This window comes from Nonomuraea monospora (genome assembly GCF_039531895.1).
GTDB classification, from domain to species: domain Bacteria; phylum Actinomycetota; class Actinomycetes; order Streptosporangiales; family Streptosporangiaceae; genus Nonomuraea; species Nonomuraea monospora.
In genome coordinates this window covers 228,597-253,919 of record NZ_BAAAQX010000001.1, presented here as the reverse complement: position 1 = coordinate 253,919, position 25,323 = coordinate 228,597, and the positions used below count along the sequence as shown (strand labels likewise).

General features: G+C 72.0%; 25 protein-coding genes. 12 read left to right on the top strand and 13 right to left on the bottom strand.

Features of this window, described 5'->3' with window-relative positions; all coding sequences use genetic code 11:
- Positions 1 to 24: 24 nt before the first annotated feature.
- From ABD331_RS01155 to ABD331_RS01145, 3 genes are all read right to left on the bottom strand, one after another.
- On the bottom strand, positions 25 to 879 hold the full coding sequence (locus tag ABD331_RS01155) for a calcium-binding protein (protein ID WP_344470237.1): 855 nt from the start codon (positions 877 to 879) through the stop codon (positions 25 to 27).
- A gap of 11 nt (positions 880 to 890) precedes the next feature.
- Entirely contained in the window at positions 891 to 1,382 is a 492-nt protein-coding gene (locus ABD331_RS01150) for a hypothetical protein (RefSeq protein ID WP_344470236.1), read from the bottom strand.
- Positions 1,383 to 1,542: 160 nt separating this feature from the next.
- Positions 1,543 to 2,628, bottom strand: a complete 1,086-nt coding sequence (locus ABD331_RS01145) for a class I SAM-dependent methyltransferase (protein ID WP_344470235.1) — start codon at positions 2,626 to 2,628, stop codon at positions 1,543 to 1,545.
- A 106-nt stretch (positions 2,629 to 2,734) separates the two neighbouring features.
- Here ABD331_RS01145 and ABD331_RS01140 point away from each other — a divergent pair, with 106 nt between their 5' ends.
- Both ABD331_RS01140 and ABD331_RS01135 read left to right on the top strand, forming a co-directional pair.
- On the top strand, positions 2,735 to 4,168 hold the full coding sequence (locus ABD331_RS01140; protein ID WP_344470234.1) for an aldehyde dehydrogenase family protein: 1,434 nt from the start codon (positions 2,735 to 2,737) through the stop codon (positions 4,166 to 4,168).
- Positions 4,169 to 4,187: 19 nt separating this feature from the next.
- Positions 4,188 to 5,063, top strand: coding sequence for a tetratricopeptide repeat protein (locus tag ABD331_RS01135; protein ID WP_344470233.1), 876 nt, complete (start codon positions 4,188 to 4,190; stop codon positions 5,061 to 5,063).
- Between the two features lie 151 nt (positions 5,064 to 5,214).
- Here the strand turns inward: ABD331_RS01135 and ABD331_RS01130 are convergent, their stop codons facing one another.
- From ABD331_RS01130 to ABD331_RS01120, 3 genes are all read right to left on the bottom strand, one after another.
- Positions 5,215 to 6,066: an alpha/beta fold hydrolase gene (locus ABD331_RS01130; RefSeq protein ID WP_344470232.1), complete on the bottom strand. Its 852-nt coding sequence runs from the start codon at positions 6,064 to 6,066 to the stop codon at positions 5,215 to 5,217.
- 77 nt (positions 6,067 to 6,143) lie between these two features.
- Entirely contained in the window at positions 6,144 to 6,545 is a 402-nt protein-coding gene (locus ABD331_RS01125; RefSeq protein WP_344470231.1) for an RNHCP domain-containing protein, read from the bottom strand.
- Between the two features lies 1 nt (position 6,546).
- The gene (locus tag ABD331_RS01120) at positions 6,547 to 6,894 is read right to left on the bottom strand and encodes an RNHCP domain-containing protein (protein WP_148434356.1); all 348 of its coding nucleotides are present in this window, start codon (positions 6,892 to 6,894) and stop codon (positions 6,547 to 6,549) included.
- Positions 6,895 to 7,185: 291 nt separating this feature from the next.
- On the opposite strand from ABD331_RS01120, the gene ABD331_RS01115 reads away from it, so the two are divergent.
- Positions 7,186 to 9,282: an acyl-CoA dehydrogenase family protein gene (locus ABD331_RS01115; RefSeq protein ID WP_344470229.1), complete on the top strand. Its 2,097-nt coding sequence runs from the start codon at positions 7,186 to 7,188 to the stop codon at positions 9,280 to 9,282.
- Position 9,283: 1 nt separating this feature from the next.
- Here ABD331_RS01115 and ABD331_RS01110 read toward each other — a convergent pair whose 3' ends face one another.
- Positions 9,284 to 9,943: a class F sortase gene (locus ABD331_RS01110; protein ID WP_344470228.1), complete on the bottom strand. Its 660-nt coding sequence runs from the start codon at positions 9,941 to 9,943 to the stop codon at positions 9,284 to 9,286.
- A gap of 49 nt (positions 9,944 to 9,992) precedes the next feature.
- On the bottom strand, positions 9,993 to 10,562 hold the full coding sequence (locus ABD331_RS01105) for a hypothetical protein (protein ID WP_344470227.1): 570 nt from the start codon (positions 10,560 to 10,562) through the stop codon (positions 9,993 to 9,995).
- Positions 10,563 to 10,925: 363 nt separating this feature from the next.
- Between ABD331_RS01105 and ABD331_RS01100 the strand changes: the two genes are divergently transcribed.
- The gene (locus ABD331_RS01100; RefSeq protein ID WP_344470226.1) at positions 10,926 to 11,738 is read left to right on the top strand and encodes an MBL fold metallo-hydrolase; all 813 of its coding nucleotides are present in this window, start codon (positions 10,926 to 10,928) and stop codon (positions 11,736 to 11,738) included.
- An 83-nt stretch (positions 11,739 to 11,821) separates the two neighbouring features.
- Positions 11,822 to 12,049 carry a hypothetical protein gene (locus ABD331_RS01095; RefSeq protein WP_344470225.1) on the top strand — a complete coding sequence of 76 codons (228 nt, stop codon included), beginning with the start codon at positions 11,822 to 11,824 and terminating at the stop codon, positions 12,047 to 12,049.
- On the opposite strand, the gene ligD is transcribed toward ABD331_RS01095, so the two are convergent.
- Positions 12,046 to 13,047, bottom strand: coding sequence for a non-homologous end-joining DNA ligase (ligD, locus tag ABD331_RS01090; RefSeq protein ID WP_344470224.1), 1,002 nt, complete (start codon positions 13,045 to 13,047; stop codon positions 12,046 to 12,048). The genes ABD331_RS01095 and ligD overlap by 4 nt on opposite strands.
- Positions 13,048 to 13,359: 312 nt before the next feature.
- Between ligD and msrB the strand changes: the two genes are divergently transcribed.
- The gene (gene msrB / locus ABD331_RS01085) at positions 13,360 to 13,761 is read left to right on the top strand and encodes a peptide-methionine (R)-S-oxide reductase MsrB (RefSeq protein WP_344470223.1); all 402 of its coding nucleotides are present in this window, start codon (positions 13,360 to 13,362) and stop codon (positions 13,759 to 13,761) included.
- Positions 13,762 to 13,934: 173 nt separating this feature from the next.
- Here msrB and ABD331_RS01080 read toward each other — a convergent pair whose 3' ends face one another.
- Positions 13,935 to 15,032 (bottom strand): hypothetical protein, encoded by a 1,098-nt coding sequence (locus ABD331_RS01080; protein ID WP_344470222.1) that lies wholly within the window; start codon positions 15,030 to 15,032, stop codon positions 13,935 to 13,937.
- A 141-nt stretch (positions 15,033 to 15,173) separates the two neighbouring features.
- On the opposite strand from ABD331_RS01080, the gene ABD331_RS01075 reads away from it, so the two are divergent.
- From ABD331_RS01075 to ABD331_RS01065, 3 genes are read left to right on the top strand one after another with little or no spacing between them, the layout of a single operon-like run.
- Positions 15,174 to 16,112 carry an ABC transporter ATP-binding protein gene (locus tag ABD331_RS01075; protein ID WP_344470221.1) on the top strand — a complete coding sequence of 313 codons (939 nt, stop codon included), beginning with the start codon at positions 15,174 to 15,176 and terminating at the stop codon, positions 16,110 to 16,112.
- 10 nt (positions 16,113 to 16,122) lie between these two features.
- Positions 16,123 to 17,259, top strand: coding sequence for an ABC transporter permease (locus ABD331_RS01070; protein ID WP_344470220.1), 1,137 nt, complete (start codon positions 16,123 to 16,125; stop codon positions 17,257 to 17,259).
- Positions 17,256 to 18,392, top strand: a complete 1,137-nt coding sequence (locus ABD331_RS01065) for an ABC transporter permease (protein WP_344470219.1) — start codon at positions 17,256 to 17,258, stop codon at positions 18,390 to 18,392. Before ABD331_RS01070 ends, ABD331_RS01065 begins: the two co-directional genes overlap by 4 nt.
- 55 nt (positions 18,393 to 18,447) lie before the next feature.
- Here the strand turns inward: ABD331_RS01065 and hemQ are convergent, their stop codons facing one another.
- Together hemQ and hemG are read right to left on the bottom strand one after the other, a co-directional pair.
- On the bottom strand, positions 18,448 to 19,149 hold the full coding sequence (gene hemQ, locus ABD331_RS01060; RefSeq protein WP_344470218.1) for a hydrogen peroxide-dependent heme synthase: 702 nt from the start codon (positions 19,147 to 19,149) through the stop codon (positions 18,448 to 18,450).
- 5 nt (positions 19,150 to 19,154) lie between these two features.
- Complete coding sequence (gene hemG / locus ABD331_RS01055) at positions 19,155 to 20,558, bottom strand: protoporphyrinogen oxidase (RefSeq protein WP_344470217.1); 1,404 nt, start codon at positions 20,556 to 20,558, stop codon at positions 19,155 to 19,157.
- 107 nt (positions 20,559 to 20,665) lie between these two features.
- Between hemG and ABD331_RS01050 the strand changes: the two genes are divergently transcribed.
- A complete protein-coding gene (locus tag ABD331_RS01050; protein WP_344470216.1) occupies positions 20,666 to 21,616 on the top strand; it encodes a DUF4349 domain-containing protein in 951 nt (316 codons plus the stop codon).
- A gap of 91 nt (positions 21,617 to 21,707) precedes the next feature.
- Here the strand turns inward: ABD331_RS01050 and hemE are convergent, their stop codons facing one another.
- Positions 21,708 to 22,700 (bottom strand): uroporphyrinogen decarboxylase, encoded by a 993-nt coding sequence (hemE, locus tag ABD331_RS01045; RefSeq protein WP_344470734.1) that lies wholly within the window; start codon positions 22,698 to 22,700, stop codon positions 21,708 to 21,710.
- A 632-nt stretch (positions 22,701 to 23,332) separates the two neighbouring features.
- Here hemE and ABD331_RS01040 point away from each other — a divergent pair.
- Together ABD331_RS01040 and ABD331_RS01035 are read left to right on the top strand one after the other, a co-directional pair.
- A complete protein-coding gene (locus ABD331_RS01040; protein WP_344470215.1) occupies positions 23,333 to 23,929 on the top strand; it encodes a DUF3000 domain-containing protein in 597 nt (198 codons plus the stop codon).
- A 45-nt stretch (positions 23,930 to 23,974) separates the two neighbouring features.
- On the top strand, positions 23,975 to 25,213 hold the full coding sequence (locus tag ABD331_RS01035; RefSeq protein WP_344470213.1) for an HRDC domain-containing protein: 1,239 nt from the start codon (positions 23,975 to 23,977) through the stop codon (positions 25,211 to 25,213).
- The last annotated feature ends 110 nt before the right edge of the window (positions 25,214 to 25,323 follow it).

Here is a 25,323-nt window from a genome sequence, read left to right as displayed (position 1 = left end):
GCGTCGCGATGCCGCCGGTCTCGGCTACGGCCTCAGGACCTCGGTGGCCTCGCAGCCGGTGAACGTGTCGGCCGGTGAGCCGTCCGCCGACAGCCTGAGGTCGGACGTGCAGTGGTCGGAGCCGCCGCCGCCGTCGAGGGTGCCGCCGCCCCTGGCGGTGAGCCGGTCGTCTCCGCCCAGCCCCTGAACCTGGTCACGCCCGCCGCTGCCGTCGAGGACGTTCGGGCCCGCGTTGCCGATGAGCACGTCGTCGAACTGGTTGCCCCGCAGGTTCTCCACGTCCGCCGCGATGCTGTCCCTGGCCCCTGCGGGGCCGTCGTCGAGGTTGCCGTCGTCGCCGGTCGCGCCGTCGAGGTCGGCGCGGACGCCGGTCAGGCTCGGGGTCGCCGGGTAGACGGCGGTGTCGGAGCCGCCCCCGCCCTGGATCACGTCGGCGCCCGCCTCGCCGATCAGCTCGTCGTCGCCGGACCCGCCGGTGAGCCGGTCGTCGTCCTTGCCGCCGACCAGGCGCGCGGCGTAGGCGGTGGCGTTGGTGATGGTGTCGTCGCCGTCGAGCCCGCGTACGGCGACGACCGGGCCGGGCCCGATCGGGCAGCGCGCCTCGTGCGGGTTCACCACGGTGCAGCCTCCGGTGCCCGTGGCGATGGTGCCGGTGGGGTCGGTCAGCACGAAGAACCCGCCGTCGACGCTGATGGTGATCTGGTCGGCGGCGCCCACGGTGGCGTCGTACTTGACGCCACCGAAGCCGCGAACCACGCCGGGCTGGCAGTCGCCGTAGCAGGGGGCGGCCGTCGCGGGCTGCGCGAGGAGGACGGCGGGGAGGACGGCCAGCGCCGCCGCGGCCGTGGCCATCCGCCTGAGGTCGCAGGTAACGGACATGATCGCTCCTTTCAGGCGGGGAGGCCGTTGCCGAGGAAGAGCCGGTAGTTGACGGGGACGCGCGCGGGCGTGGGGCCGATGGCCGCGGTGAGGCACACCCAGAACGCGCCGGGCAGGAGCGGGTCGCCCGCCTGTACGGAGACGGAGAAGAAGTCGGTGGTCTCCCGCTTCACCACTTTGGCGGCGGTGAAGAAGTCCGTGCCGGGGTCGCCGCGCCGCAGCTCGAAGTTGGCCGGGACGCCGATGGGCACGCCGGACGAGTTGAACTGGAAGGCCGATCCGCTCGCGGCGACGATGTCCTTCGATCCCGCCTCGAACGGTCCCGCGCACGCCTGGCTCGGCGTCGTGACGGCGCCCTGCGCGGCCATGGTGTCGATGGTGGTGTCGATGGTGGCGCTACTGGCCGTGGCGGGGTGGAGCGTGAGGGCCGCGGTCAGCGCGGTGGCCAGGCCGGCGGCGGCCAGGAGCGTCCGGCGGCGGCCCGCGAGAATGGTGGTGGACAAGGTGATCTCCCAGGGTCGAAGCGCCGGTCGGGGGTGAGCGGCGCCTTGCCCCTGAGGCGTGACATCGCGGTTCCTTCAGGTTCCGCCGCGTGCCACGCCGCCGGGGAGGGTCAGGCGTGCAGGCGTCAGGTTCCGCCGCGTGCCACGCTGCCCCGGAGGGTCAGGCGTGCAGGCGGTGGACCGTGAGGGGGCCGCCGCCCCAGCGGCCGATCGCCTCCTCGTCGGCGAAGGCGAGCACCCGCATCATGTTGCCCCCATCGCTCTGCTCCACGTTGCGGCGCAGCCTGGTGACCAGGCCCGGGGGCAGCTTGGTGGTGCCGGCCTCGATCGTGTCGCCGTAGTGCGGGGCGAAGGCCACGCCCGCGAAGCCGCTCCGGCCGAGCAGCGTGCGCACGGTCTCGGAGGAGTAGAACATCAGGTGGTTCTTGGTGAAGCCGCTCCAGCCCGCCCCGTACGCCTTGAGCAGCAGCGAGCGCGCGTTCACCGTCAGGATGAGCAGCACCCCGCCGGGCGCCAGCAGGCGGCGGAAGAGCCGGAAGTCCTCCAGCGGCCTCGGCAGGTGCGCGAGCACCGACCAGAGGGTGATCACGTCGAAGCCGCCCGCGGCGATCTCCGGCACGTCACCCGGCGCGCCGAAGTAGGTGCGGGCCTTGCTGAGCCGCTGGTTGGCCTGCTCGACCGACTCCGGCGACAGGTCCACCCCGTAGGCGTCGAAGCCGCGCCGCTCGGCCAGCTCCAGGAACAGCCCGACGCCTGAGCCGAAGTCGAGCAGCTGCCGTTCCTTGCCCTCGTCGAAGACCGGGGCGAACGACTTCATGGTCAGGTCGTAGCGGCGTTGCCGGTTGGCGGCGTACTTCCCGGTCAGGAACGTGCTGTAGCCGGTGGCGTACAGGTCGCCGAGGCGTTCGGGGCGGACGTTGGGGTTGCGGTAGAGGAAGCCGCAGGACGGGCAGCGTACGACGTGATAGCGCCAGCCCCTGGAGCCGGGCGCGCCGCCGGCCGGGGTGAAGAGCGGCTGCTGGCGGGACTCCCCGCACATCATGCAGCTCAGGAACTCCTCGATCTCGCCCAGGGGCCGCAGCCGCTGGTACGCGGCGAGCGGCAGGACCGGCCGCTGCCTGAGGAGCAGGCGCCACTGCGCCTCCCGGATGAGCCGTTCGCCGGGACGGACGTACACTCGCTGACCCCAGGGAACCCGGTCGTACCGCGAGCCGTACGCCAACCGGCCGAGCAATCCGCGCGCCATAGCCACCACCCTTTGTGCCTTTGTGCCCGGGTGTTTCGCCGCCATGCGTACGGTTTGCTGATCTCTGGGGCTGGCCCGCCAATTTGAGCAAGCATATGCTTGGTTCATGTCTGAGTTCCGCAACCTCATCGGCGGCGAGCTGGTCCCCGCCACCCGCACGATGGACACGGTCAACCCGGCCACGGGCGAGGCGTGGGCCACGATCCCGGCCGGCGGCGCCGCCGAGGCCGAGGCGGCCGTCGAGGCGGCCGGGCGCGCCTTCCCCGCCTGGTCGGCGCTGCCCGCACTGGCCAGGGCGCACGTCCTGCGCAAGGTCTCGGACGTGTTCGCCCGGCACGCCGAGGAGCTGGCCAGGCTGGAGACGCGCGACAACGGGCGGATCCTGCGCGACACCCTCAAACGGGACCTGCCGGGCATGGCGCACCTGTGGCAGCTCGCGGCCGGGCAGTGCCTCGACGCCGTCAAGGGCGACACCGTGCTGCTGGGGCCGGACACGCTCGGGCTGACGCGGCGCGAGCCGTACGGAGTGGCGGTCTGCATCATCCCGTGGAACTCCCCCATCTCGACCTTCTCCGCCAAGGCCGCCTACGCGCTCGCCGCCGGGAACACGGTGATCGTCAAACCGGCCGAGCAGGCCAGCGCGTCGGTGCTGCGGCTGGGCGAGCTGCTGGCGGAGGTGTTCCCGCCCGGGGTGCTGAACATCGTCAGCGGACTGGGCGAGGAGGTCGGCGACGCCCTCGTACGGCACCGCGGCGTCGGCAAGATCAGCCTCACCGGCTCGACCGCCACCGGCCAGGCCATCACCCGCGCCTCGGCCGACGCGCTCAAACCGATGACGTTCGAGCTGGGCGGCAAGTCGCCCAACATCGTCTTCCCCGACGCCGACCTGGACGCCGCCACCCAGGGCGTCACCGTGAACTCCGTCTACACCGGCAACGCCGGGCAGGTGTGCGTGGCCGGCTCACGCATCCTCATCCACCGCTCGATCTGGGAGGAGATGCTCGGGCGCATCGAGCGGGCCTGCGCCGGGCTGGTCCTCGGGGATCCGCTCGACCTGGCCACCACGATGGGGCCGATCGTGTCCGCCGGGCAGTACGAGCGGGTCACGTCGTACCTGGAGCTGGCAGAGAAGGAGGGCGCGCGGCTCGTCTTCGGCGCGCGGACCGGCGCGGACGTGGTGCCCGCGCTGCCCGGGGGCTACTGGGTGGCGCCCACGCTGTACGCGAGCGAGGACAACTCGCTGCGCGTCTGCCAGGAGGAGATCTTCGGCCCTGTGGCGGTGGCCCTCCCGTTCTCGACCGAGGAGGAGGCGCTGGCCATCGCGAACGACTCCCCGTACGGGCTGGCGGCCGGCGTGTGGACCCGTGACCTGGGGCGGGCGCACCGGTTCGTCAGGGATCTGCGCAGCGGCACGGTGTGGGTCAACACCTTCAGGCAGATGCCGCCCGGGCTGCCGTTCGGCGGGGTCAAGGACAGCGGCTACGGCCACGATTCGGTCCTGGAGTACACCCGCGAAAAGGCGGCCATTATCCAGATTTAGTTGGATAGATTTACGCCTCATGAGCGAGGGGATCAAGGACCATTCCGAGCTGTCCGAGGCGGCCGCCCAGTCGCGCGCCTCGGTGCTGCGCAGCCGGGCCGAATCGTACATCGCGCTGTCGCGGCACGACGCCGCCATCGCCGACCTGACCGAGGCGATCGCGCTGGCGCCCGACAACGCCCGCGCCTGGCGGCTGCGCGGCGAGAGCCACCGCGTGATCGAGCGGTACGAGGCCGCGCTGGAGGACTTCGGCGAGGCGCTGCGCCTGGAGCCCGACAGCGCGTACGCGCTCGGCTCGCGCGGCCAGACCTACGCCGCGATGGGACGCCTGGACGAGGCCATGGACGACTTCGAGCACGCGCTCACCCTCGCGCCCGACTCGTTGTGGATCCTGGAGGCCAAGGCGGACGCCCTGGTGGACCTGGACCGGCTGGACGAGGCGCTCGCCGAGCACTCCAAGATCATCTCTTTGAACGAGGAGCTCGCCTACTCGTGGGTGGCGCGCGGCGACCTCTACCAGCGGATGCAGCTCTACAGCGAGGCCATCGACGACTACGGCAAGGCCCTGGAGGCCGACCCCGACTACGTGCGCGCGCTCAGCCGGCGGGGGGAGGCGCTGCGCATGGCGGACCGGTACGAGGAGGCGCTGGCCGACCTCAACCGGGCGCTGGAGCTGGAGCCTGGGAACGATCGGGCGCTCGGGAGCCGGGGGGCGGTGCTGAGTGAGCTGGGTGACAACGAAGGGGCGTTGCGGGATCTGGACGCGGCCATTGAGCTGGATCCCGACTATGTGTGGGCGTTCCGGGTGCGGGGGGAGATCTTGCAGGAGCTGGATCGGCACGAGGAAGCCATCTCCGACTTCACCCGGGCGCTGCGGCTGGACTCCGGCGACTGACCACCCAGGCGCTGCGCTCGGACTCCGGCGACTGACCACCTGGGCATCGGCAATCAGTCACCCTGGCGCTGCGGCTGGACTCCCCGGACGACTGATCACCCGGGCGTTGCGGCTGGACTTCGGCGATTGGTCACCCTGGCCCGGACGGCCCTCAGCGTGATCGGCGGCGGCTTTGCGTGGCGAGCCACTCCACGGCCGCCGCCCCCGACGAGGGCAGGACCGAGATGTGGCCGTCACCGGGCGACACGCGGAGCTCGGCAGTGGGGCAGTGGCGGGCCAGCCACTCGCCATGACCGAACGGCACCACCCGATCCCTGTCGCCGTGGACGAGCAGGATCGGCGCGGTCACAGCGGTGACGTCGCAGCCCCACGGGGTCACGTAGGCCAGGTCGTCGGCGATCAGACCTCCCGGGCCCGCCGCCACGGCGGGGCCGACCACGCTGTCGAACCAGGACCACTCGCCCTCGAACGCCGCATGGTCTTCGGGGGTGAACATCTCGGGGTCGTACGCGGACGCCGCCTCGTGAGCCTCCTTCGCCTCACGCCCCTGGATGGCGGCGCGCAGGGAAGCCTCGCAGGAGGGCGCCATGCCCGCGAACCAGTCAGGCACCGCCGCGTCATAGGGGGCCACGGCCGCCACGCTCAGGACGGCCAGCACGCGCTCTCCTAACTGGGCCGCGCAGGCGAGGGCGTGGGAGGCGCCGCCCGAATGGCCCATGACGGCGAAACGGTCGAGGCCCAAGGCGTCGGCGACGTGGGTCGCGTACGTGGCGGCCGAGGCCAGGGTGCGGCCCGGCTCGGGGCTGGAGGCGCCGTAGCCCGGGCGGTCGTAGGAGATCCAGCGCAGGGCTAGACGGTCGTCGAAGAGGGGCTGGGGTGGGGTGCCGACGTTGGGGGTGCCGTGGTGCCACAGGATCGGGAGGTGGTCGGTGGCTTCCGGGGCCGTGTCGTAGACGTGCAGGATCCGGTTTTCACCGATCGTGAGTTCGAATTCCTTCGTCACGAGGACAAGCTTAACCCCTCACGGCCGCGCGAATGACCGGCGCCGGGACCGCGTACGGGCGGCCCCGGCGGGCGGTGTCACAGGGCCAGCAGGGCGCTGACCGGGAGGCGGGAGTCCGACAGGGGGCGGATGGCGATGCGGAGCAGCGCCAGCGCGTTGTCGTCGCCCGCGATGCGGTTGGCGCTGAGCCCCCCGCAGGACTGGCAGCAGTGGATGATCAGCCACTCCCCGTCGCGCCGGACGGTGACGCTCAGCGCCGCCATCCGGCCCCGGCAGCCCGCCCGCCGATCCCCCGGAACGCGGTGATCGACGTGCAGGCTGGTCAGGCAGTGCGGGCAGTGGTTGCGGTGCGCGGTGCCCGGCGCGAGCATCGGCACGTCCATGCGGCACCCGACGCAGCGGAACGCGTCGCCGGGCTCGGCGTGGTGTGTCCTCTTGCGCCGTTGCGGCCGTTCCCGGCCCGGGTTTTTCCTGGGCATGTCACAGATCACCGAACGCCTCGAGCGGGAACGGCGGCTGCGCCAGCGGCCTCACGGCCATGCGCATGAGGATGAGCTGGTTGTCGTCCCCGCAGATGGGGTTCGACGTCAGCTCACCGCAGCGGGTGCAACGGTGGATGAGCATCCACTCGCCCGTACGGAGCACCGCGATCGAGATCGGGAGCATCCGTGACCGGCACTCGTCGAGCAGGTGCAGCGAGTGCAGGCAGCTCGGGCAGTGGTTGCGGCGAACACCGTCCGGGGCGTGCGCGGTGACCGTCAGGCCGCAGCGGACGCACTGGAAAGTCTCGGTGCTCGCGATGGAACGAGGTTTGCCGTTGGCAGACAACCTGGGTACTCCTTGCCGGAATGGTCTTACTCAGGACAGCAAGGGAGCCCTGGCGTGCCTCGCGGGGCATGCTTCGGGGATTGGCGGTCGTTTCGTCAGGGGCAGGATCCGCCTGAGACACGGCGAGGCGCGCAGGGCGCGGTGCCAGGCATAAATCCCCCTCCTTGACGGGCACGACAGGCCCGGATGGTTCCACCGAACGGACGCAAGCGAGCGTAACCGGGCGTGTCCGCCGATCGCCAACCATTTTTCTGGTGGCCATAGACCGAACTAAGTTCTAGGGTCGGCGCTATGGGCATCGGGTTGAGCAGTGAGCATGTGGCGCTGGCGGCTTCCGTCCAGGGGGTGGCCGGGCGCGGGGCCGATCACGCGGCGCTGGCCGGGCAGGGGGTGCTGGGGCTGCATCTGCCTGAGGAGGGTGGGGGGCAGGGGTACGGGCTGCTCGAGTTGTGCGTGGCGCTGGAGGCGTTGGGTGAGCGGCGGGTGCTGGGGGCGTACCTGCCGACGGTGATCGCCTCAGCGGCCCTCAGCCGCAGCGCGGGGTCGGGTGCGGGGTCGGGTGCGGGGTCGGGTGCGGTGGCGAGCGTGGGGGCGCGGGGGCTGTCCGGGCGTTTTCGGATCGCGTTGATGCGCGGGCTCGCCGACGGGTCCCTGACCGCCGCCGTCATGCTGATGCCCGGTTGTGCGCTCGGGTCCGCGCAGGCCGACCTGTTCGTCGTCCCGGTGGACGACGGCGGGTGGGCGGTGCTCGACCGGGCCGACGTCACCGCCGACCCGCTGGAGGGGATCGATCCGGACCGGCCGCTGTGCTCCGTCACCGTACGGGCCGTGCCCGCCGACCGGGTGATCGGCCCGGCTCCGGTACGGGAGATCGCCGCCGTGCTGCTCGGCGCCGACGCGTGCGGGGTCGCGGCGTGGGCCGTGGCGACGGCGGCCGATCACGCCAAGGTACGGGAGCAGTTCGGGCGGCCGATCGGCCAGTTCCAGGGCGTCAAGCATCGGGTGGCGGGCGCTCTGGTGGCGCTGGAACAGGCCAGGGCCGCCGTGTGGGACGCCGCCAGAGCCCTGGACGAGGCCGAGGGCGCGGGCCTGACCGACGACGTGCGGCTGGCCGTGGCTGTGGCGGCCGTGCTGGCGCCCGATGCCGCCGTCCGCTGCGCCGCCGACACGATCCAGGTGCTGGGCGGCATCGGCTACACCTTCGAGCACGACGCGCACCGCTACTACCGCCGCGCCCTGTCCGGCCGCATGCTGGCGGGCGACCCGGGCCCGTGGGCCGGGGAGGTGGCGCGGCTGGCGGTGGCGGGGGCGCGGCGGCGGATGGAGCCGGACCTGCCGGACGAGGCCGCCCAGGTCAGGGACACGATCAGGGCCGAGGCCGCCTCGCTGCGGGCCGAGGAGCAGGCGGCCAGGCGGGCCAGGCTCGCGGCGGAGGGCTGGATGATGCCGCATCTCCCCCGCCCCTGGGGCCGGGGAGCCACCCCGCTGGAGCAGGTGATCATCCATCAGGAGTTCCGCGACCTCGGCCGCCCGAACCTCGGGATCGCCGCGTGGGCCGTCCCGTCCATCGTCCGGTACGGCACCCGCGAGCAGCAGGACCGTTTCCTGCCCGGAACGTTCGCCGGCGAGATCGTGTGGTGCCAGCTCTTCAGCGAGCCCGGCGCCGGCTCGGACCTGGCCGGGCTGGCCACCAAGGCGGCGCGGGTGGAAGGCGGCTGGTCGCTGACCGGCCAGAAGATCTGGACGTCCCTCGCACAGTACGCGCACTGGGGCATCTGCCTCGCCCGGACCTCCCCCGACAGACCCAAGCACGACGGCATCTCCTACTTCCTGGTGGACATGTCCGCGCCGGGCGTCACCGTCAGGCCGCTCAAGGAGATCAACGGGGACGAGATCTTCAACGAGGTCTTCCTCGACGACGTCTTCGTGCCGGACGACCTGGTCGTCGGGGCGGTGAACGAGGGCTGGCGGGTGGCCCGCGACACGCTCTCCCACGAACGGGTCGCGCTCGGCGACTCCTGGGGGCCCGGGTCGCGGCACACCGACATGGTCAGGCTCATCGCCCGGCTGCCCGAACTCAGGGAGGCGCAGGCGGAGCAGGCGGGCCGCCTGTGGGCCGAGGGACAGGCCATCTCGGCGCTCGGCCTGCGGGTGACGCTGTCGCAGCTCGCCGGCGCCGACCCGGGCGCGGCGCCGTCCGTGCGCAAACTGCTGGGCATGCGGCACGCGCAGGCGATCTCGGAGTTCTGCTGGTCGCTGGACCCGTCGGACCGGTACTGGAGCCGCATGATCCTGACCACCCGGGCGTTCACGATCGGCGGCGGCACGACGGAGGTGCAGCTCAACATCATCGCCGAGCGCGCGCTCGGCCTCCCGCGCGATCCGTGACCTAGCCTCCGGGGTAGTACGGGGCCGCGAGGTGGGCGTACACGATCGTGTTCTCCTCGTAGCTGTGCGCCTGCCGGTCGAACGCGCCGCCGCAGGTCACCAGCCGCAGCCCCGGGTAGCGGAGCTTGCCGTACACCTTCTTGGCGGGGAAGCTCCGCTTCTGGGTGTGTTCGACCTTGTCCACGATGAAGACGGCCACCGAGCGGTCGGCGCGCAGCACCTGCACCTGAGCGCCGCGCCTGACCTCCTTGAGGCGGGCGAAGACGGCCGGGCCCGTCCGGGTGTCCAGGTGGCCGGTGATCACGGCGGCGCCGCGCTGGCCGGGGACGGGGCCGTAGCGGTACCAGCCGGCCAGGTTCGGGGGGTCGAACGGCGGGTTCTGGATGGCGCCCTTCGCGTCCAGGCCCAGCTCCATCAGCGGGGCGGCCACGCCGATCGACGGAATGTAGACGGCGGTGGGGCGGGCCGCGCGCATGGGCTCGGCCACCTTGGACGCCGGCACGCCGGGCAGCTCCCTGAGCGGCGCTGCCGGCGCCCGGGACTGCTCGTCCGCCACGGCGGCGGGGGCCGTGTCGCCGCCTCCTCCGCCGAGCGCGCCGCCGATGCCGAGGGCGATCAGCAGCACGCCCGCCGCCGACACGGCCACCGCCGCCCCCAGCACCGCCCGATTCCCCACCGCACGCCCAGGCGGGGGCGGGGGCGGGGGCGGGTCAGACGACATCCCTGCGGCGCCGTACCGCGAAGCCCGTCAGTCCGGCGCCGGTCAGCAGCGCCACCCCGCCCACCGCGAACGGCCACACCGGCTCGCCGCCGCCCGCCAGCGCGCCACCGCCCGTCTCGGGATGCCCCTCGGGTACGCGGTGCTCGTCCTCCCCCGCCGGCCGCCACGGGGGCGCGCTGCCACTGGGCCAGGAATCGGTAGGTATGGGCACGCTCGACCACGACTCGTTGGGCTTGGGGGCGTTCGACCATGAATCGGTGGGCTCGGGCGCGTCCGACCAGGAGTCGGTAGGCGCAGGGGCGTCCGACCAGGAGTCGGTGGGGACGGGCGCAGTCGACCACGAGTCGCCGGATTCGGCGTCACCCGACCAGGAATCGTCTCCGGCGTCCGGGGGGTCTTCGCAGAGCAGGGGCAGGTGCACCGTGCAGTCGGGCTTGGTGCCGGGAACCTGGGGGTCGGTGTCGGCGAAGGCAGGGCCGAGACCGACCGCCATGCTCACACCCGCCACCATGAAGGCGGTCGCCGCTCCAGCCGCCGCGAGACGTCGCGCTCTTGCCATGAGAAGGCTCCAGACGTGGTTGTCGCCCCCCGATGCACAAGAGAGCCTTGCGAACTATTAGACCGACAGTCAAGTAATGTGACCGAAGTGAAACCGTCCAGACACGGAGGGTTTGCCGCCGACGCGACGTGGCAGGAGAGAGGGTTACATAGGGGGACAAAAGCCATGAGCAATCCGCAACAGCCTGAGCTGCGCAGGTCAGGCAAGGCCAGCACCGACTCCAAGTCCGCGGACGCCGCACGGGAGGCCAAGGGCGGACGGCGCTCCGGCCGTCCGCACGGCACGGACAAAGGGCGCAAAGGGGGCGGTAAGGGCGGCGGCGTGCCCCCGGCCCAGCGACCTCGACACCCGGAGTGAGATCTCGTGAAGGGAAGCCTGCAGTTCATCGGGAACGCCACCACGCTGATCCGTTACAACGGCTTCACACTGCTGACGGATCCGAACTTCCTGCACCGCGGGCAGCGCGCGTACCTCGGGTACGGCCTGGCCTCGCGCCGCCTCACCGACCCGGCCGTGGAGATCGAGGACCTGCCGCCGCTGGACGCGGTGCTGCTGTCCCACCTGCACGGCGACCACTGGGACCGGGTGGCGCAACGCGGCCTGGACAAGGCGACGCCGATCGTCACGACCACGTCGGCGGCCGGCAGGCTGCGGCGGCGCGGGTTCCGCAGGAGCGTGGGGCTGGAGAACTGGCAGCAGCACGAGCTGCGCGGCCCTGGCGGCGCGGTGCGGATCACCGCGCTGCCCGCCAAGCACGCGCCAGGGCCGGCGGAGGCGCTGCTGCCGCCGGTGATCGGGACGATGGTGGAGTTCTGCAACCAGGACGAACGGGTGGAGCTGCGCCTGCACATCAGCGGCGACACGCTGCTCGACCGCCGGCTGGACTCCATCCCGCGTCGCTTTCCCGACATCGACCTGGCCATCGTGCATCTGGGCGGCACGAAGCTGCTCGGCACGCTGATGGTGACCATGGACGGTGAGCAGGGGGCCGCGTGGGTGGATCTGATCAATCCGCACACGGTGGTGCCGGTTCATTACGACGATTACGGGGTGTTCAGCTCGTCGCTGGACGACTTCCGGCATCACATCGAGCAGGCCGGGCTTGCCGATCGGGTGGTGTACCTGGAGCGGGGGGAGACGCGCGAGCTGGCGCCACATCGCCTCATGCGGCGCTGACGGGGGCGTGGGTGCCCGTGATGGACTACGATCTGCGACGGCATCGTGCCGCAAAGTGAGCGTCGTCGAAAGCGGGCGGTCATATGAAGCATGCGCTGATACCGGCCGCGGCCCTGCTGGTGGTCGCGGGCGTGGCGGCGATCGGCTGCGCAGACACCGTGTCCACGACCGGCACGCCGCACGTCATCCCCATGCCGGGCAGGCCGGCGATGCCCGCGGGCCCGCCGCCCACGCTCGTCCAGCCGCCGGTGCCGATGCCGACGCCGCTACCGGCGTTCAAGCCGGAACCCGCCATGGACGCCTCGCCCTAGGTGTCGGATCTGGCCTTGCTCGGCTGGACACGCTTGGGCTCGCCGGGCATCTTCGGATAGTTGGGCGGGTACGGCATGTCGCCCCGCTCGTCCTCGGCGTACAGCTCCAGAAGGGGTTCGATCGAGTACGCGCGGTCGTCGATGGCCGCGTGCACGTCGCCCAGTTTGGCGAAGCGGGCGGGGACCGTGCGGATGTCGAAGTCGCGCGGGTCGGCGTCGGCGAGCTCGTCCCAGGTCAGCGGGGTCGAGACGGGCGCGTACGGCTTGGCGCGGACGGAGTAGGCGCTGGCCACGGTGCGGTCCCTGGCGTTCTGGTTGTAGTCGATGAACACCCGGTCGCCCCGCTCCTCCTTCCACCAGGCCGTGGTCACCAGGTCGGGGTCGCGGGCCTCGACGGCCCTGGCCAGGGCGATGCCGGCGTGGCGTACCTGGATGAAATCCCAGCGCGGCTCGATGCGGACGGCGATGTGCGCGCCGCGGTTGCCTGAGGTCTTGACGAAGCCTTCCATGCCCAGCTCGCCGAGCACGTCCCTGGTCAGCAGCGCGGCCTTGCGGGCGGCGTCGAACTCCAGGCCCGGCTGCGGGTCGAGGTCGATGCGCAGCTCGTCGGGGTGCTCGACGTCGGCGGCCCGCACCTGCCACGGGTGGAAGTCGATCGTGCCGAGGTTGGCGCAGTAGGCGATGGCCGCCACCTCGGTGACGCGCAGCGACTGCGCCGTGCGCCCGCTGGGGAACGTCACAGTGACGGACTGCAGCCAGTCGGGGTGCTTGGGCGGCATGCGCTTCTGGTAGATGGCCTCGGTCTGCACGCCGTCGGGGTGGCGCTTGATGTTCGTGGGACGGTCCTTGAGCGCCCGCAGCGCCCCTTCACCGACGCTCACGTAGTACTCGACCAGTTCCCGCTTGGTGGCGCCGATCTCAGGAAAGTAGACCTTGTCGGGATTGGTGACCTTGACGGTCCGCTCCCCCACCTCGAGCTCTATGTACGGCGATGCCATGGTTCCGAACCTACTCCAAGCGGGGTGGGCCCGTCCCGGAGCCACCTCGGTGGCGGGACCGAGGGCTCGACGGGACGGACCACGAGACCATCCGCCGCCGTGCCGGGCGCTGGCGCGCCACCCGGCAGGCCGTGGCGATCCCTAGCGGCGCCAGCACGGGCGTGGGCTGTGCCGCTGGGCGGGATCCACGGATGATCACCCCTTGGCAAGGAGGCGATGACACCCCCTTGCCTACAAAGACGCAAATTCACCCCAGAACAGATGCTTCACCCTGCGGAGATCTCTTTTTGCACGATCTCGTACGCTGGACTCATGGACAAGGTGGTCAAGAGCGAGGCCGAATGGCGGTCCGAGTTGTCGCCCGAGGAGTTCCACGTCCTCAGGCAGGCCGGCACCGAGCGCCCGTTCACGGGGGAGTACGTCGACACCAAGACCGAGGGCGTGTACTCGTGCCGCGCCTGCGGGGCCGAGCTGTTCCGGTCTGACACGAAGTTCGAGTCGCACTGCGGGTGGCCGAGCTTCTTCGAACCGTCCGAGACCGACGCCGTGCGGCTGATCGAGGACCGCACCCACGGCATGGTACGGACCGAGGTGCGGTGTGCCCGGTGCGACTCGCACCTGGGGCACGTGTTCCACGGCGAGGGATATCCCACGCCGACGGACGACCGCTACTGCATCAACTCGATCTCCCTGCGGCTCGAACCCAAGGGGTGATCACGCGGCGACGCGGCGTATCGATCGTCTTCGAGGGGTACGAGTGCCGCGTGCGCTTTGTCCATCTTCGCCACCGGTGGGTGACCATCGAGACGATCGGGCGCGTCGTCACCCAGCGGTGCGAAGTGTGCTCGAAGACGCGGGTCCGGGTCCGCTGACCCGGGCCTCGCCGGTCACCCCGGGGCGGGATGGGTCACGCGGCAGCTCCGGTCGCCGGGGCCGATGATGTTGGCGAGCACCGGGTTGCCGTTCCCGCCGAACTCGGCCTGGACGAACACGACCGGGTCCTCTACACCGCGGCTGCGGAGGTAGGCGAGGCCGCGTTCGCAGAGGATGATCGCGGTGAGGGAGTTGTCGGCCGTTTCCGGCAGGTCTGTGTAGATTCGGAGGTATCCGCCGACGCTGCGCACGTCTTTGAGGTGTTTGAGGGTCTTGTCGTTCGGGCCCCAGTTCGTGCGGAAGTATTCGGTGGCCTGGTGGTCCGTGTGGCGGGACGGGCCGTCGGCGCGGTAGTCGACGCCGTCCTCGGGGGGTGGGCCGCCTGCCAGGACGTCCTCGGGGGACGTGGTGCCGCCGGGCTGAGTGCCTGTCACTGTGCCGCCGGTCGTCCGGCTGGGCGGGGTGGGGGCGGGTTGCTCAGCTTGGGGGCGCTGGGCCTCCCGCATGCCGGCCTCGGCCCTAGCCTCGGGGCCGGTGCCCACGGTCCCGCCATCGCCCGCCACCGCCGACGCGTCCACGCCGGTTGCGCCATTCGCGCCGGGCGCCCCGTTCACCCCGGTCCCAACGGTCGCGCCCGTTCCACCGGTCCCATCGGTCGCGCCTGTTGCGCCGTTTGCGCCATTCGCACCCGTCCCTCCGTTCGGGCCGGTGGCGCCTGATCCCCCGTCCTGGCCGCCAGGGCCGGTCGAAGCGGCGGCGCGTTCCTGCCCGCCGCCCGCATGCGCTCCCCCGAGCACACCCAGCAGGGCGTTCGAGCCGAGCCCGCCGTTCACCCCGAGCAGCGCGACCGTCCCGCCGACCAGCGCCACCACCGCCACCACCCACCGGCCCTTCCGCATGAGCGGCGCACCCCGCCGCGCCCCGGCCGCTTCCGGCCCGCTGCCGATCACCAGCGGCCCCTCCGCCGCCAGGCTCGGCTCCGCCGCCGCACGACCGTCCGCAACGAGCCCCGTACGCCCCCTGGCGTGTCGTGCCCGATGTCCCGCGACGTGGCGTCCGCCCGCGTGCCGCCGGCGGCCCCGCCCACCGCTCCGTCCTCCGGTCTCCTCCACTCCGACCGACCTCCCCGCAATAGGCCCGTTCCCTAGACGCCCACCCGGCTTGGAGCGTTCACATCGGCCCGCCACGAACACACGGCCGCCTCCCGGCCTTGGGGCTTGCTCTTCTTCCCCCGGCCAATCCAGACTGCAAAGGTGACCAGGGCTGAGATCCTGAAATGTCGGCATTTGCGGAAGACGTTCGCCGACCTCGTGGCCGTCGACGACGTCAGCTTCACCATCCAGGCCGGTGAGACCTACGGCCTGCTCGGCCCCAACGGCGCCGGCAAGACCACCACGATCTCGATGATCACCGGCATCCTGGAGCGCGACGCGGGCGACGTCCTCGTCTCCGGCCGCCCCCACGGCACCACCAGCACCTGGGGCAAGAAGCAGATCGGCTACGTTCCCCAGGACCTGGCCCTCTACCCCGACCTCAGCGCCCGCGAGAACCTGCGCTTCTTCGCCCGCCTCTACGGCCTGGGCCGCGCGGACGCCCGCGCCAGGATCGACGAAGTCCTCCAGGTCGTCGGCCTGACGGAACGGGCCAAGGACCCGGTCAAGGAGTACTCCGGCGGCATGAAGCGCCGCCTCAACATCGGCGTCGGCCTCCTGCACCGCCCGCCGCTGCTGATCCTCGACGAGCCGACCGCCGGCGTGGACCCGCAGAGCCGCAACGCGATCCTGGAGAGCGTCTCCGCGCTGGCCGGCGAGGGGGTGGCGATCCTCTACACCACCCACTACATGGAGGAGGCCGAGCGGCTCTGCGACCGCATCGGCATCATCGACCTGGGCCGGATCAGGGCCGAGGGCACCCGCAGGGAGCTGGTGGGCCTGGTGGGCGAGCTCGACAGGATCTCGCTGACGACCGACGGCGCGCAGGCCGTTCCCGAGCTGGAGTCGCTGCCCGAGGTGCGCAAGGTAGGCGGCCAGGAGGGCCGCATGGAGGTGATGGTGGAGGACGCCCGCAAGTCGCTGCCCAGGGTCCTGGCGGCGGCCACGGACGCGGGCGTGGTCGTCCGGACGGTCGAGGTGCACGAGCCGAACCTGGAGTCGGTCTTCCTGCACCTGACCGGCAAGGCGCTGCGGGACTGACATGCGCGCGATGCTGCTCATCACCGCCAAGGACCTGCGGCAGCGGGTCAGGGACAGGTCGGTGTTCCTGATGGCGATCGTGGTGCCGTTCGGGCTGGCGGCCATCTTCAGCCTGGTGTTCAGCGGCGTGGACGACCAGGAGCGGCCCACGTTCGCGGTGGCGGACCTGGACCGGGGCCAGATCGCGGCGACCTTCACCGGGCAGGTGCTGGGGCCGCTGGAGCGGGACGGCGTCATCGGGCTCAGGACGGCCGGCTCCGAGCAGGAGGCGGCGGCCATGGTGGGGCGCGGCGACGCCGACGCCGCGTACGTCATCCCGGCCGGCTTCACCCGGGCGGTGCTGGGCGGGCAGGCCGCCGAGCTGCGCGTGATCGGGAACGTGGACGCGCAGATAGGCTCGTTCGTGGCCCGTTCGGTCGCCGAGGCGTTCGTCGCCGACGTCCGTTACGTGCGGGTGGCGCTGGCCGCCAAGGGCGGCGGCACACCGGAAGAGGCGCTGGCCGTGCCCGCCCCGGCCGGCGTCGAGAGCTTCACCGCCGAGCGGCGGCAACTGTCGCTGGCGGAGGGCTTCTCCGCCGGGATGGCGGTGTTCTTCCTGTTCTTCACCGTCCAGTTCGGGTTCAGCTCGATCCTGGACGAGCGGCGCGACGGCACCCTGTCGAGGCTGCTGGCCGCGCCCGTGCCGCGCTCCACCATCGTCTTCGGCAAGCTGCTGGGGGGCTTCGTGGTCGGCGTCGTCAGCATGACCGTGCTCGTCGTCGCCTCCGGCCTGCTGCTGGGCGCGGAGTGGGGCAACCCGATCGGCGTGGGGGCGCTGCTGGTGGCGGGCGTGCTGGCGGCGACCGGTGTGATGGCGATGGTGGCGACCGTGGCCTCCACGGCCGAGCAGGCCGGGAACGTGCAGGCGGTGGTCGCGGTGCTGCTGGGGGTGCTTGGCGGGGTGTTCATCCCGATCCAGCAGATGGGCGGGGCGTTCGAGTGGCTGAGCATGGCCACCCCGCACCGCTGGTTCATCCAGGGGCTGGCCGACCTGAACGGCTCCGACGCGCCGGTGCTCGCTCCGGTGCCGACGCTGGCGCTGCTGGCCTTCGCCGCCGTGACGACAGGGGCGGCGCTGCTGCGGGCGGGAAGGATGCTCCGGCCATGATCGCCATCGCCTGGGTCAACCTGGTCATGCTCTTCCGCGACCGGACGAACGTCTTCTTCGTGGTCGTCTTCCCGATCGTGCTGATCATGGTGTTCGGGCTGTCGTTCGGCTCCGGCTTCAGCCCACGCCTGGGCGTCGCGGGCGGCTCGACGCCGCTGGCCGCCGAGCTGGTGACGGCGCTGGAGACGTCCGGGCGGATGCAGGTGGTGCGGGTCGGCGACGCCGAGGAGGCGCGCGAGGGCGTCGAGCGCGGCAGGCTGGCCGCCGCGCTGATCATTCCGGACGGCTACGACCGCGCCCTGACCCGCTACGTCCCCGTCACGCTGTCCTTCATCAGCCGCCAGGAGCCGGACGCGCTGCAGCTCGGCGCCGCCGTCAGGTCGGTCGTCAACCAGGTGACGATGCCTGCCCGCGCCGCCGCCTACGTCCGTGAGGGCTCCTTCGACGAGCTGGTCCGCCGCGCCGGGCAGGTGAGCGTGCCCGGCATCGCGGTGCGGTTCACCGCGCTGGGCGCCGCGACGATCCCGCGGAACGTCTCCAGCTTCGACATCGCCGCGACCTCGCAGCTCCTGCTGTTCACCTTCCTCACCTCGCTGACCGGCGCGGCGGCGCTGATCGAGACGCGGCGGCTCGGGCTGTCGCGCAGGATGTACGCGGCGCCGGTGTCCAGCCGGACGATCCTGCTGGGCGAGGCGGCGGGCCGGGTCGCCGTGGCGCTGACCCAGGCGTTGATCATCATGGTGGGGTCGGGGCTGCTGTTCGGCGTGCGGTGGGGTGACCCGCTGGGCGCGGCGGCGCTGGTGCTGGCGTTCTCGCTGGTGGGCGGCGGGGCGGCGATGCTGCTCGGCTCGGCGCTGCGGACCGGGCAGCAGGCGGTCTCGGTGGGGCTGCTGGTCGGGCTGGGGCTGGCCGCGATCGGCGGCACGATGGCGCCGATCGACTTCTTCCCGGAGACGATGCGGCGCCTGGCGCACGTCACCCCGCACGCGTGGGCCCTGGACGGGTTCGCCGAGCTGCTGCGCAGGGACGGCACGATCGCCGACGTCCTGCCGCAGCTCGGCGTGCTGATCGCCTTCGCCGCGATCCTGTTCGCCCTGGGCGCGTGGCGGCTGCGCGCCGCACTCACCCGCTGAGCGCCCGGCCGTCGCCGGCCGCGCGCGTGCGCTCACCGAGCGAGGCGGAACGGCCTTATGGGAGGGCGGCGACGAGCTCCTGCACCGGCTTGCGCGCCCCGGTGTAGAACGGGATCTCGACGCGGGTGTGCCTGCGGGCCTGCGCCCCCCGCAGCGTACGCATGAGGTCGACGATCCGGTGCAGCTCGTCGGCCTCGAACGCCAGCATCCACTCGTAGTCGTTGAGCGAGAAGCACGACACCGTGTTGGCCCGCACGTCGGGATAGTCGCGCGCCATCCTGCCGTGCTCGGCCAGCATGGCCCGCCGCTCGGAGTCCTCCAGCAGGTACCACTCGTAGGAGCGCACGAACGGGTAGACGCTCACGTACGCCCGCGGCTCCTCCTCGGCGAGGAAGGCCGGGATGTGCGACTTGTTGAACTCGGCGGGCCGGTGCAGCGCCATCGCCGACCACACGGGCCTGGTGTGCCGGCCCAGCCGGGTGCGGCGGAACCTGGCGTACACGTCCTGCAGGTCTTCCGGCGTGGCCGCGTGCCACCAGAACATGAAGTCGGCGTCGGCCCGCAGCCCGGACACGTCGTAGACCCCCCTGGTCACGACGTCCTTGCCGGCGGCCTGGTCGAGCAGCTCCTGAACCTCCGCCGCGAGCTCGTCGCGGTCGCCTGGACAGGGCTCGGTCACCTGGAAGACCGACCACATCGTGTAACGGATCACCTGGTTGAGATCGCGGGCCTTCAGCCGCGCAGCGCCCTCTGTCATGGTGCCTATTCTCCTCGCCTGTCGAGGTGGTCCAGAATCCGGGCGGCGGCCGTGCGGGCCGTGCCGACGCAGGCGGGGATGCCGATGCCGTCGTAGGCCGCGCCGCACACGGCCAGCCCCGGCTCGACGGACACGGCGGCGCGCACCCGCGCCACCCGGTCGAGGTGCCCCACGTTGTACTGCGGCAGCCCGCCGCCCCAGCGCGTCACCCGGGTGTCGAAGGGCAGCCCGCGCACGCCCATGACGTCGCCCATCTCCGCCATGGCGAGTGACACCAGCTCGGCGTCGTCGCGCTGGAGCAGGTGCTCCTCGCCGATCCGGCCGATGGAGCAGCGCAGGATCACCAGGTCCTTGGTCAGGTGGGGCCATTTCACGGAGCTGAACGTGACGGCCTTGACCGGCCGCCGCTCCACGGGCGGCACCAGGTAGCCGCTGGTGGCGGGCTGCTCGGGGAAGGCGTCCATGGGGTAGGCGAGCGTGACGACGGCCATGCTGGCGTACTCGATCCTGGCCAGCTCGGCGGCGGCCTTCGGCACCTCCCGCTTGAGCAGCCGGCTCGTGGCGGCCCCCGGCGTGGCCAGGATCACCGCGTCGGCCTCGATCACCTCGGGCCGCGGCACGGGGCCGGTGATCAGCCGCCAGCCGGTCTCGGTGCGGTGCAGCTCGCGCACGGTGACGCCTGTCCTGACGTCCGCCTCGGACGCCTTGGCGACCGCCTCTGGCAGGGCGCCGACGCCGCCGCGCAGCGTGGTGAAGACGGGCCCGGCGTCCTTGGGGGCCTCGGCGGCCAGGTGCCTGGCGGCGCTCAGCAGCGAACGCTCGGAGCGGGCCACCGCCGCCACCCGCGGCATCGTGGCCTCCAGCGACAGCCTGTCGGCGCGGCCGGCGTAGACGCCGCCGAGCAGCGGCTCGACGAGGCGGTCGACGATCTCGGCGCCCATCCTGGCGCGGATGTAGGCGGCCACGGACACGTCGGTGCGCACCAGGGTGGGCGGCAGGATCTGGTCGAGCGGCACGCGCAGCAGCCCGCCGGGCGAGACGACGCCGGACTTGGCCAGCTCGGTCAGGTCGGACGGCACGCCCATGATCTGGCCCTTGGGCATGGGCCGCAGCACGCCCCTGGTGTAGACGGCCGAGCTGAGCGAGCCGGGGAAGACCAGGTCGTCACCGAGGCCGACGGCCTTGGCCAGCTCTTTCCCCTCGGGCCGCCTGGCCAGCATGGACTCGGCGCCCGCGTCGACGCTCACCCCGGCGACCTCCGAGGCGTGCAGCTTCCCGCCGATGCGTGGCGAGCCCTCCAGGACCGTCACCCTGATCCGATCGCCCGCGTTCTGGCGGAGATACCACGCGGCGGCGAGGCCGGAGATCCCCGCGCCGACGATGACCACGTGCGCCCGATTCCCTTCCACGTCTCCTGACGCTACCGCCTCAACGGCTCGGCCAGCCGCTTGGGGCGTGTGATCGGACCGTGATTCCCCCTGTCAAACCGGGGCCGTCCGCGGCCCGTCATAAGGACATGACGAGATTCCGGTACGGCATCGCGCTCACGGCGGTCTGCGCGGCCGCGTTACTGACGGGCTGCGGTGGTGGCGGCGTGTACTCCACCTCCGGCGAGTCGGCGGACTCCGCGCCCGCCCCCGCGAGCGAGGCCCAGTCGGGCGGCGCGGCTCGCGACGAGAGTTCGAGCAACCAGGCCCGGCCCGAGAAGGTCGAGCAGAGCGCCGGCGACGGTGTCGTCTCCGGGGTCAAGGTCGTCCAGCAGGACCGGCAGGTCATCTACACGGGCAGCATGACCGTCCGGGCCACGCAGGTGACGCCCGCCGCCCAGCAGGCCAAGCAGATCGCGGCCGAGGCCGGCGGCTACCTGTCGCAGGAGGAGAGCAACGCCTCGGGCGACGACGAGGCGTCCGCCATGCTGGAGTTCAAGATCCCGGTCGCGAAGTACCCCGAGGTGCTGCGGCGGCTCGGCGGCGAGCTGGGCAAGCAGCTCTCGCTGAACCAGAACGCCCAGGACGTCACGTTGAAGGTGGCCGACGTCGAGAGCCGTTTGAAGTCGGCGGAGCAGTCGCTGGAGTCGCTGCGCACGCTGCTGAAGCGGGCGAACACGATCGGCCAGGTGCTGGACGTGGAGCGGGAGATCTCCGAGCGCCAGGCCGACCTGGAGTCGCTGCAGGCCCAGCAGAAGCAACTGGCCACCCAGACCTCCATGGCCACCCTGACGTTGCGCCTGGTGGGCCCGGTGACAGTGGTGGACGACCCGGCCGACGAACCGGCAGGCTTCCTCGGCGGCCTGGCAGCGGGCTGGCGCGCGCTGGTGTCGTTCACGAAGACGGCGCTGACGGTGATCGGGGCACTGCTCCCGTGGGCCGCCGCGTCGCTCCCGCTCGTCGTGCTGATGGTCTGGCTCATCCGCAGGGACCGCCGCCGCCCCGTCCCGCCACCCCAGCCGGGCCCGGAAGCCCCCTGACCACGACCACCACCGCGTGAACTACGGCGGGCGCAGCGGGTCTCCGACACGCATGACGGCGGCGGCCCGTGGGGGTTCCCAGAAAGGCTTGTCAGAACTCGTGCACCAGCTCGGTGAGACGCTTCAACTGATCCGGGTCGGTGGAGGGCAGCACGCCGTGACCCAGGTTGAACACATGCCCCTCGGCCGCCTTACCGCGCCGCAGCACGTCGAGCGCCTTGCGCTCGACGACCTCCCAGGGGGCCAGCAGGATCGCCGGGTCGAGGTTGCCCTGCAGCGCCTTGCCCGGCCCGACCCGGCGGGCGGCCTCGTCGAGCGGCACCCGCCAGTCGACGCCCACCACGTCGGCCCCGGCCTCGCCGAGGACGCCCAGCAGCTCTCCGGTGCCCACGCCGAAGTGGATGCGCGGCACGTCGGCGATGCCGTCGAAGATGCGCCGGGTGTGCGGCAGGATGAACTCGCGGTAGTCCTCGGGCGCCACGGCCCCCACCCACGAGTCGAAGAGCTGCACCGCCGACGCGCCCGCCTCGACCTGGAGGCGCAGGTGCTCGGCCACGATGCCGGACAGCCGCTCCATGAGCTGGTGCCACAGCTTCGGCTCGCCGTACATCATGGCCTTGGTGCGGTCGTGGTTCTTGGACGGGCCGCCCTCGATGAGGTAGGAGCCGAGCGTGAACGGCGCTCCGGCGAAGCCGATCAGCGGGGTGCCGCCCAGCTCCCCGGTCAGCGCGCGGATGGCCTCGGTGACGTACGGCACGTCGCCGGGCTCCAGGGGGCGCAGCGCGTCGATGCCCTTGGCGTCGCGGATCGGGTCGGCGACGACGGGGCCGACGCCCGGCTTGATGTCGAGGTCGACGCCGATGGCCTTGAGCGGGACGACGATGTCGCTGAAGAAGATGGCCGCGTCGACGCCGTAGCGGCGGACGGGCTGCATGGTGATCTCGACGATCAGGTCGGGGGTCGCGCACGCGGTGAGCATCGGGACGCCCGCGCGGACCTTGTGGTATTCCGGCAGCGCCCGGCCGGCCTGGCGCATGTACCAGACGGGGGTGTGCGGAACGGGCTGGCGGCGGCAGGCACGCAGGAACGCGGAGTCGGCGAGGTTCACCTCACCAGGGTAGTGGCTGGGTACGCCGGTCCAGCGGGCCGGGACACGCCCCCCGCGGTGTCGGAAAAAGATGCATTGGACACCCCAAATCATGATCAGATAGCCAGATGAAGGTTTACCGGTCTGCTCGGCATCGGCACCGCACACGGGTCGAACACACCCCATGTCCGGCCAGAGAGCCGGTCTCGACTGGGCCAAATGTTCCCCAAGTCACCGCGCGGCATCGATTCAGCGACCACTTTCGGGACACGCCGAGCGCGTTGCGGGGAATTGTCAGCGGCTCGTGCCAACGTCGGGGGCACGACCCGAAGAAAGGCCCCGGTTCGATGACTCGTGCGATGACCGCGTTGTGGATTTCCCCAGAGCGCCGCAGTGAGCGCTGCCCTTCCTGCGCCGAGGAGCGGCCGTTCGAGCAGCCGCCGTGCCTTGACGGGCACGAGCCGGGCCAGTGCCCCGAGTGGGCCTGCGTCGACTGCGGCCACGCGCTCGTGCTCGCGACCGCCGAGACCATCCGCCCGGCACGCCAGCTCGTTACGGCAGCGGCTTGATTCCGAAGGATGAGCACCCCCGTGGTCCCCTTCCGCCCGTCCTCGACCTACGCTTCGGCTATGACACTCGGTGACCAGCCGCCGCCTCCGGCCGCGTTCACGCGCGCCGCGGAGAGCCTGCGGCGGGCCGAGGTCAGGCCGGAGATCGAGCTCGAGGACCTGCCCGCGCCGCAGCGGCTGGCCCCCTACTCGGCCGCCATCGGCGCGTCGGTCTACCGCGACGACGACGAGCTCGCCGTCGGCAGGCTGATCCTGCTCTACGACCCTGACGGCCAGCGCGGATGGGAGGGCCCGTTCCGCCTGGTGGCCTACGTCAGGGCCGACATGGAGCCGGAGATCACCTCCGACCCGCTGCTCGGGCCGGTCGCGTGGAGCTGGCTGACCGAGGCTCTCGACGCACATCAAGCCGACTACTCCGCCGCTGGCGGTACCGTGACAAGAGCCGTGTCCGAGGGGTTCGGCAACAAGGCCGACGACCCGGTCACGACCGAGCTCGAGCTGCGGGCGTCGTGGTCACCCGCGCAGGAGGATCTGTCCGGCCATGTCGACGCCTGGTGCGACCTCATGTGCCTGGCGGCCGGGATCCCGCCGCTCCCGCCGGACGTGGCCGCCCTGCCCCGCCGACGTGATGATCCGGAGAGTGACCGAACGAAGTGAGGGCACCAGTCAAGACAGCACCAGCGTCATGAGGCCGGTGAACTCATGACAGAAGAACGCACAGCGGAACGAGCGGTGGAGCCGCTGCTGGAGCCGCGCGAGGGCATCCCTCCGGTCGTCGCCGACGCCGCGGGGCTGGCCGAGGTGGTGGCGCGGTTCGCCGCCGGCAGCGGCCCCGTCGCGGTGGACGCCGAGCGCGCCTCCGGCTACCGCTACGGCAACCGCGCCTATCTCGTGCAGCTCCGCAGGGCCGGGGCGGGCACCGCGCTGATCGATCCGATCGGGTGCCCCGACCTGACGGCGCTCGACGAGGCCGTCGCCGAGGCGGAGATCGTGCTGCACGCCGCCTCCCAGGATCTGCCGTGCCTGATGGAGGTCGGGTTCAAGCCGCGGGTGATGTTCGACACCGAGCTGGCCGGGCGGTTGCTCGGCTACGAGCGGGTCGGGCTGGGCACGATGGTGGAGACCGTGCTCGGGCTGCGGCTGGAGAAGGGGCATTCGGCGGCCGACTGGTCCACCAGGCCGCTGCCGGAAGACTGGCTGCGTTACGCCGCGCTCGACGTGGAGGTGCTGGTCGAGCTGCGCGACGTGCTGCACGGGGAGCTGGCGGAGTCGGGGAAGCTGGAGTGGGCGCGCGAGGAGTTCGCGGCCGTGCTCGACACCCCGCCGCCCGCGCCGCGCTCCGACCCGTGGCGGCGTACGTCGGGCATTCACAAGGTGCGCAACGTGCGCGCGCTGGCGATCGTGCGCGAGCTGTGGAACATGCGCGACCGCATCGCCCGTGAGGCCGATCTGGCTCCAGGCCGGGTGCTCCCGGACGCGGCGATCGTGACCGCCGCGCTGGAAGGGCCTCGCACCAAGAAGGCATTGACCGAAATTTCGGCATTCACCGGGCGAAGTGCGCGCAGGCACATGAGCGACTGGCTCGCCGCCGTCTCCCGGGCCAGGAACCTGCCCGACAACCAGCTCCCCCAGCCCAGCACCCCCGGCGACGGCCCGCCGCCGCCCAACCGCTGGGCCGACCGCGACCCGGCCGCCGCCAAGCGCCTGGCCGCGGCCCGCGCGGTGGTCGCCGCGCTGGCCGAGGAGCACCACATGCCCACGGAGAACCTGTTGCAGCCCGACGCGGTGCGCAGGCTCACCTGGGAGCCCCCCGCCGAGATCACCGAGGAGAGCGTGACGGCCAGGCTGCGCGAGCTCGGCGCCCGCGAGTGGCAGCTCACGCTGGCCGCCGCACCCATTACCAAGGCCCTGTCCAGGCTGGGGACGCGCGGCGAGCTCTAAGCTCGTCAGCGGGCGCCCCGGCCACGGGCCCGGCAGGCCCACCTGAGGTTCGCGCTACTTGACGCCTTCGGTGGCCCGGCCGTACCGTTCGGGAAAGCGCTTTCCACCTG

What these genes read in the sequence shown, in the direction of transcription:
- ABD331_RS01155 (WP_344470237.1), bottom strand. Translation starts at nt 879, where the DNA reads ATGTCCGTTACCTGCGACCTCAGGCGGATGGCCACGGCCGCGGCGGCG.
- ABD331_RS01145 (WP_344470235.1), bottom strand. Translation starts at nt 2,628, where the DNA reads ATGGCGCGCGGATTGCTCGGCCGGTTGGCGTACGGCTCGCGGTACGAC.
- ABD331_RS01140 (WP_344470234.1), top strand. Translation starts at nt 2,735, where the DNA reads ATGTCTGAGTTCCGCAACCTCATCGGCGGCGAGCTGGTCCCCGCCACC.
- ABD331_RS01135 (WP_344470233.1), top strand. Translation starts at nt 4,188, where the DNA reads ATGAGCGAGGGGATCAAGGACCATTCCGAGCTGTCCGAGGCGGCCGCC.
- ABD331_RS01125 (WP_344470231.1), bottom strand. Translation starts at nt 6,545, where the DNA reads ATGCCCAGGAAAAACCCGGGCCGGGAACGGCCGCAACGGCGCAAGAGG.
- ABD331_RS01115 (WP_344470229.1), top strand. Translation starts at nt 7,186, where the DNA reads ATGGGCATCGGGTTGAGCAGTGAGCATGTGGCGCTGGCGGCTTCCGTC.
- ABD331_RS01105 (WP_344470227.1), bottom strand. Translation starts at nt 10,562, where the DNA reads ATGGCAAGAGCGCGACGTCTCGCGGCGGCTGGAGCGGCGACCGCCTTC.
- ABD331_RS01095 (WP_344470225.1), top strand. Translation starts at nt 11,822, where the DNA reads ATGAAGCATGCGCTGATACCGGCCGCGGCCCTGCTGGTGGTCGCGGGC.
- ligD (WP_344470224.1), bottom strand. Translation starts at nt 13,047, where the DNA reads ATGGCATCGCCGTACATAGAGCTCGAGGTGGGGGAGCGGACCGTCAAG.
- msrB (WP_344470223.1), top strand. Translation starts at nt 13,360, where the DNA reads ATGGACAAGGTGGTCAAGAGCGAGGCCGAATGGCGGTCCGAGTTGTCG.
- ABD331_RS01070 (WP_344470220.1), top strand. Translation starts at nt 16,123, where the DNA reads ATGCTGCTCATCACCGCCAAGGACCTGCGGCAGCGGGTCAGGGACAGG.
- ABD331_RS01065 (WP_344470219.1), top strand. Translation starts at nt 17,256, where the DNA reads ATGATCGCCATCGCCTGGGTCAACCTGGTCATGCTCTTCCGCGACCGG.
- hemQ (WP_344470218.1), bottom strand. Translation starts at nt 19,149, where the DNA reads ATGACAGAGGGCGCTGCGCGGCTGAAGGCCCGCGATCTCAACCAGGTG.
- ABD331_RS01050 (WP_344470216.1), top strand. Translation starts at nt 20,666, where the DNA reads ATGACGAGATTCCGGTACGGCATCGCGCTCACGGCGGTCTGCGCGGCC.
- ABD331_RS01040 (WP_344470215.1), top strand. Translation starts at nt 23,333, where the DNA reads ATGACACTCGGTGACCAGCCGCCGCCTCCGGCCGCGTTCACGCGCGCC.
- ABD331_RS01035 (WP_344470213.1), top strand. Translation starts at nt 23,975, where the DNA reads ATGACAGAAGAACGCACAGCGGAACGAGCGGTGGAGCCGCTGCTGGAG.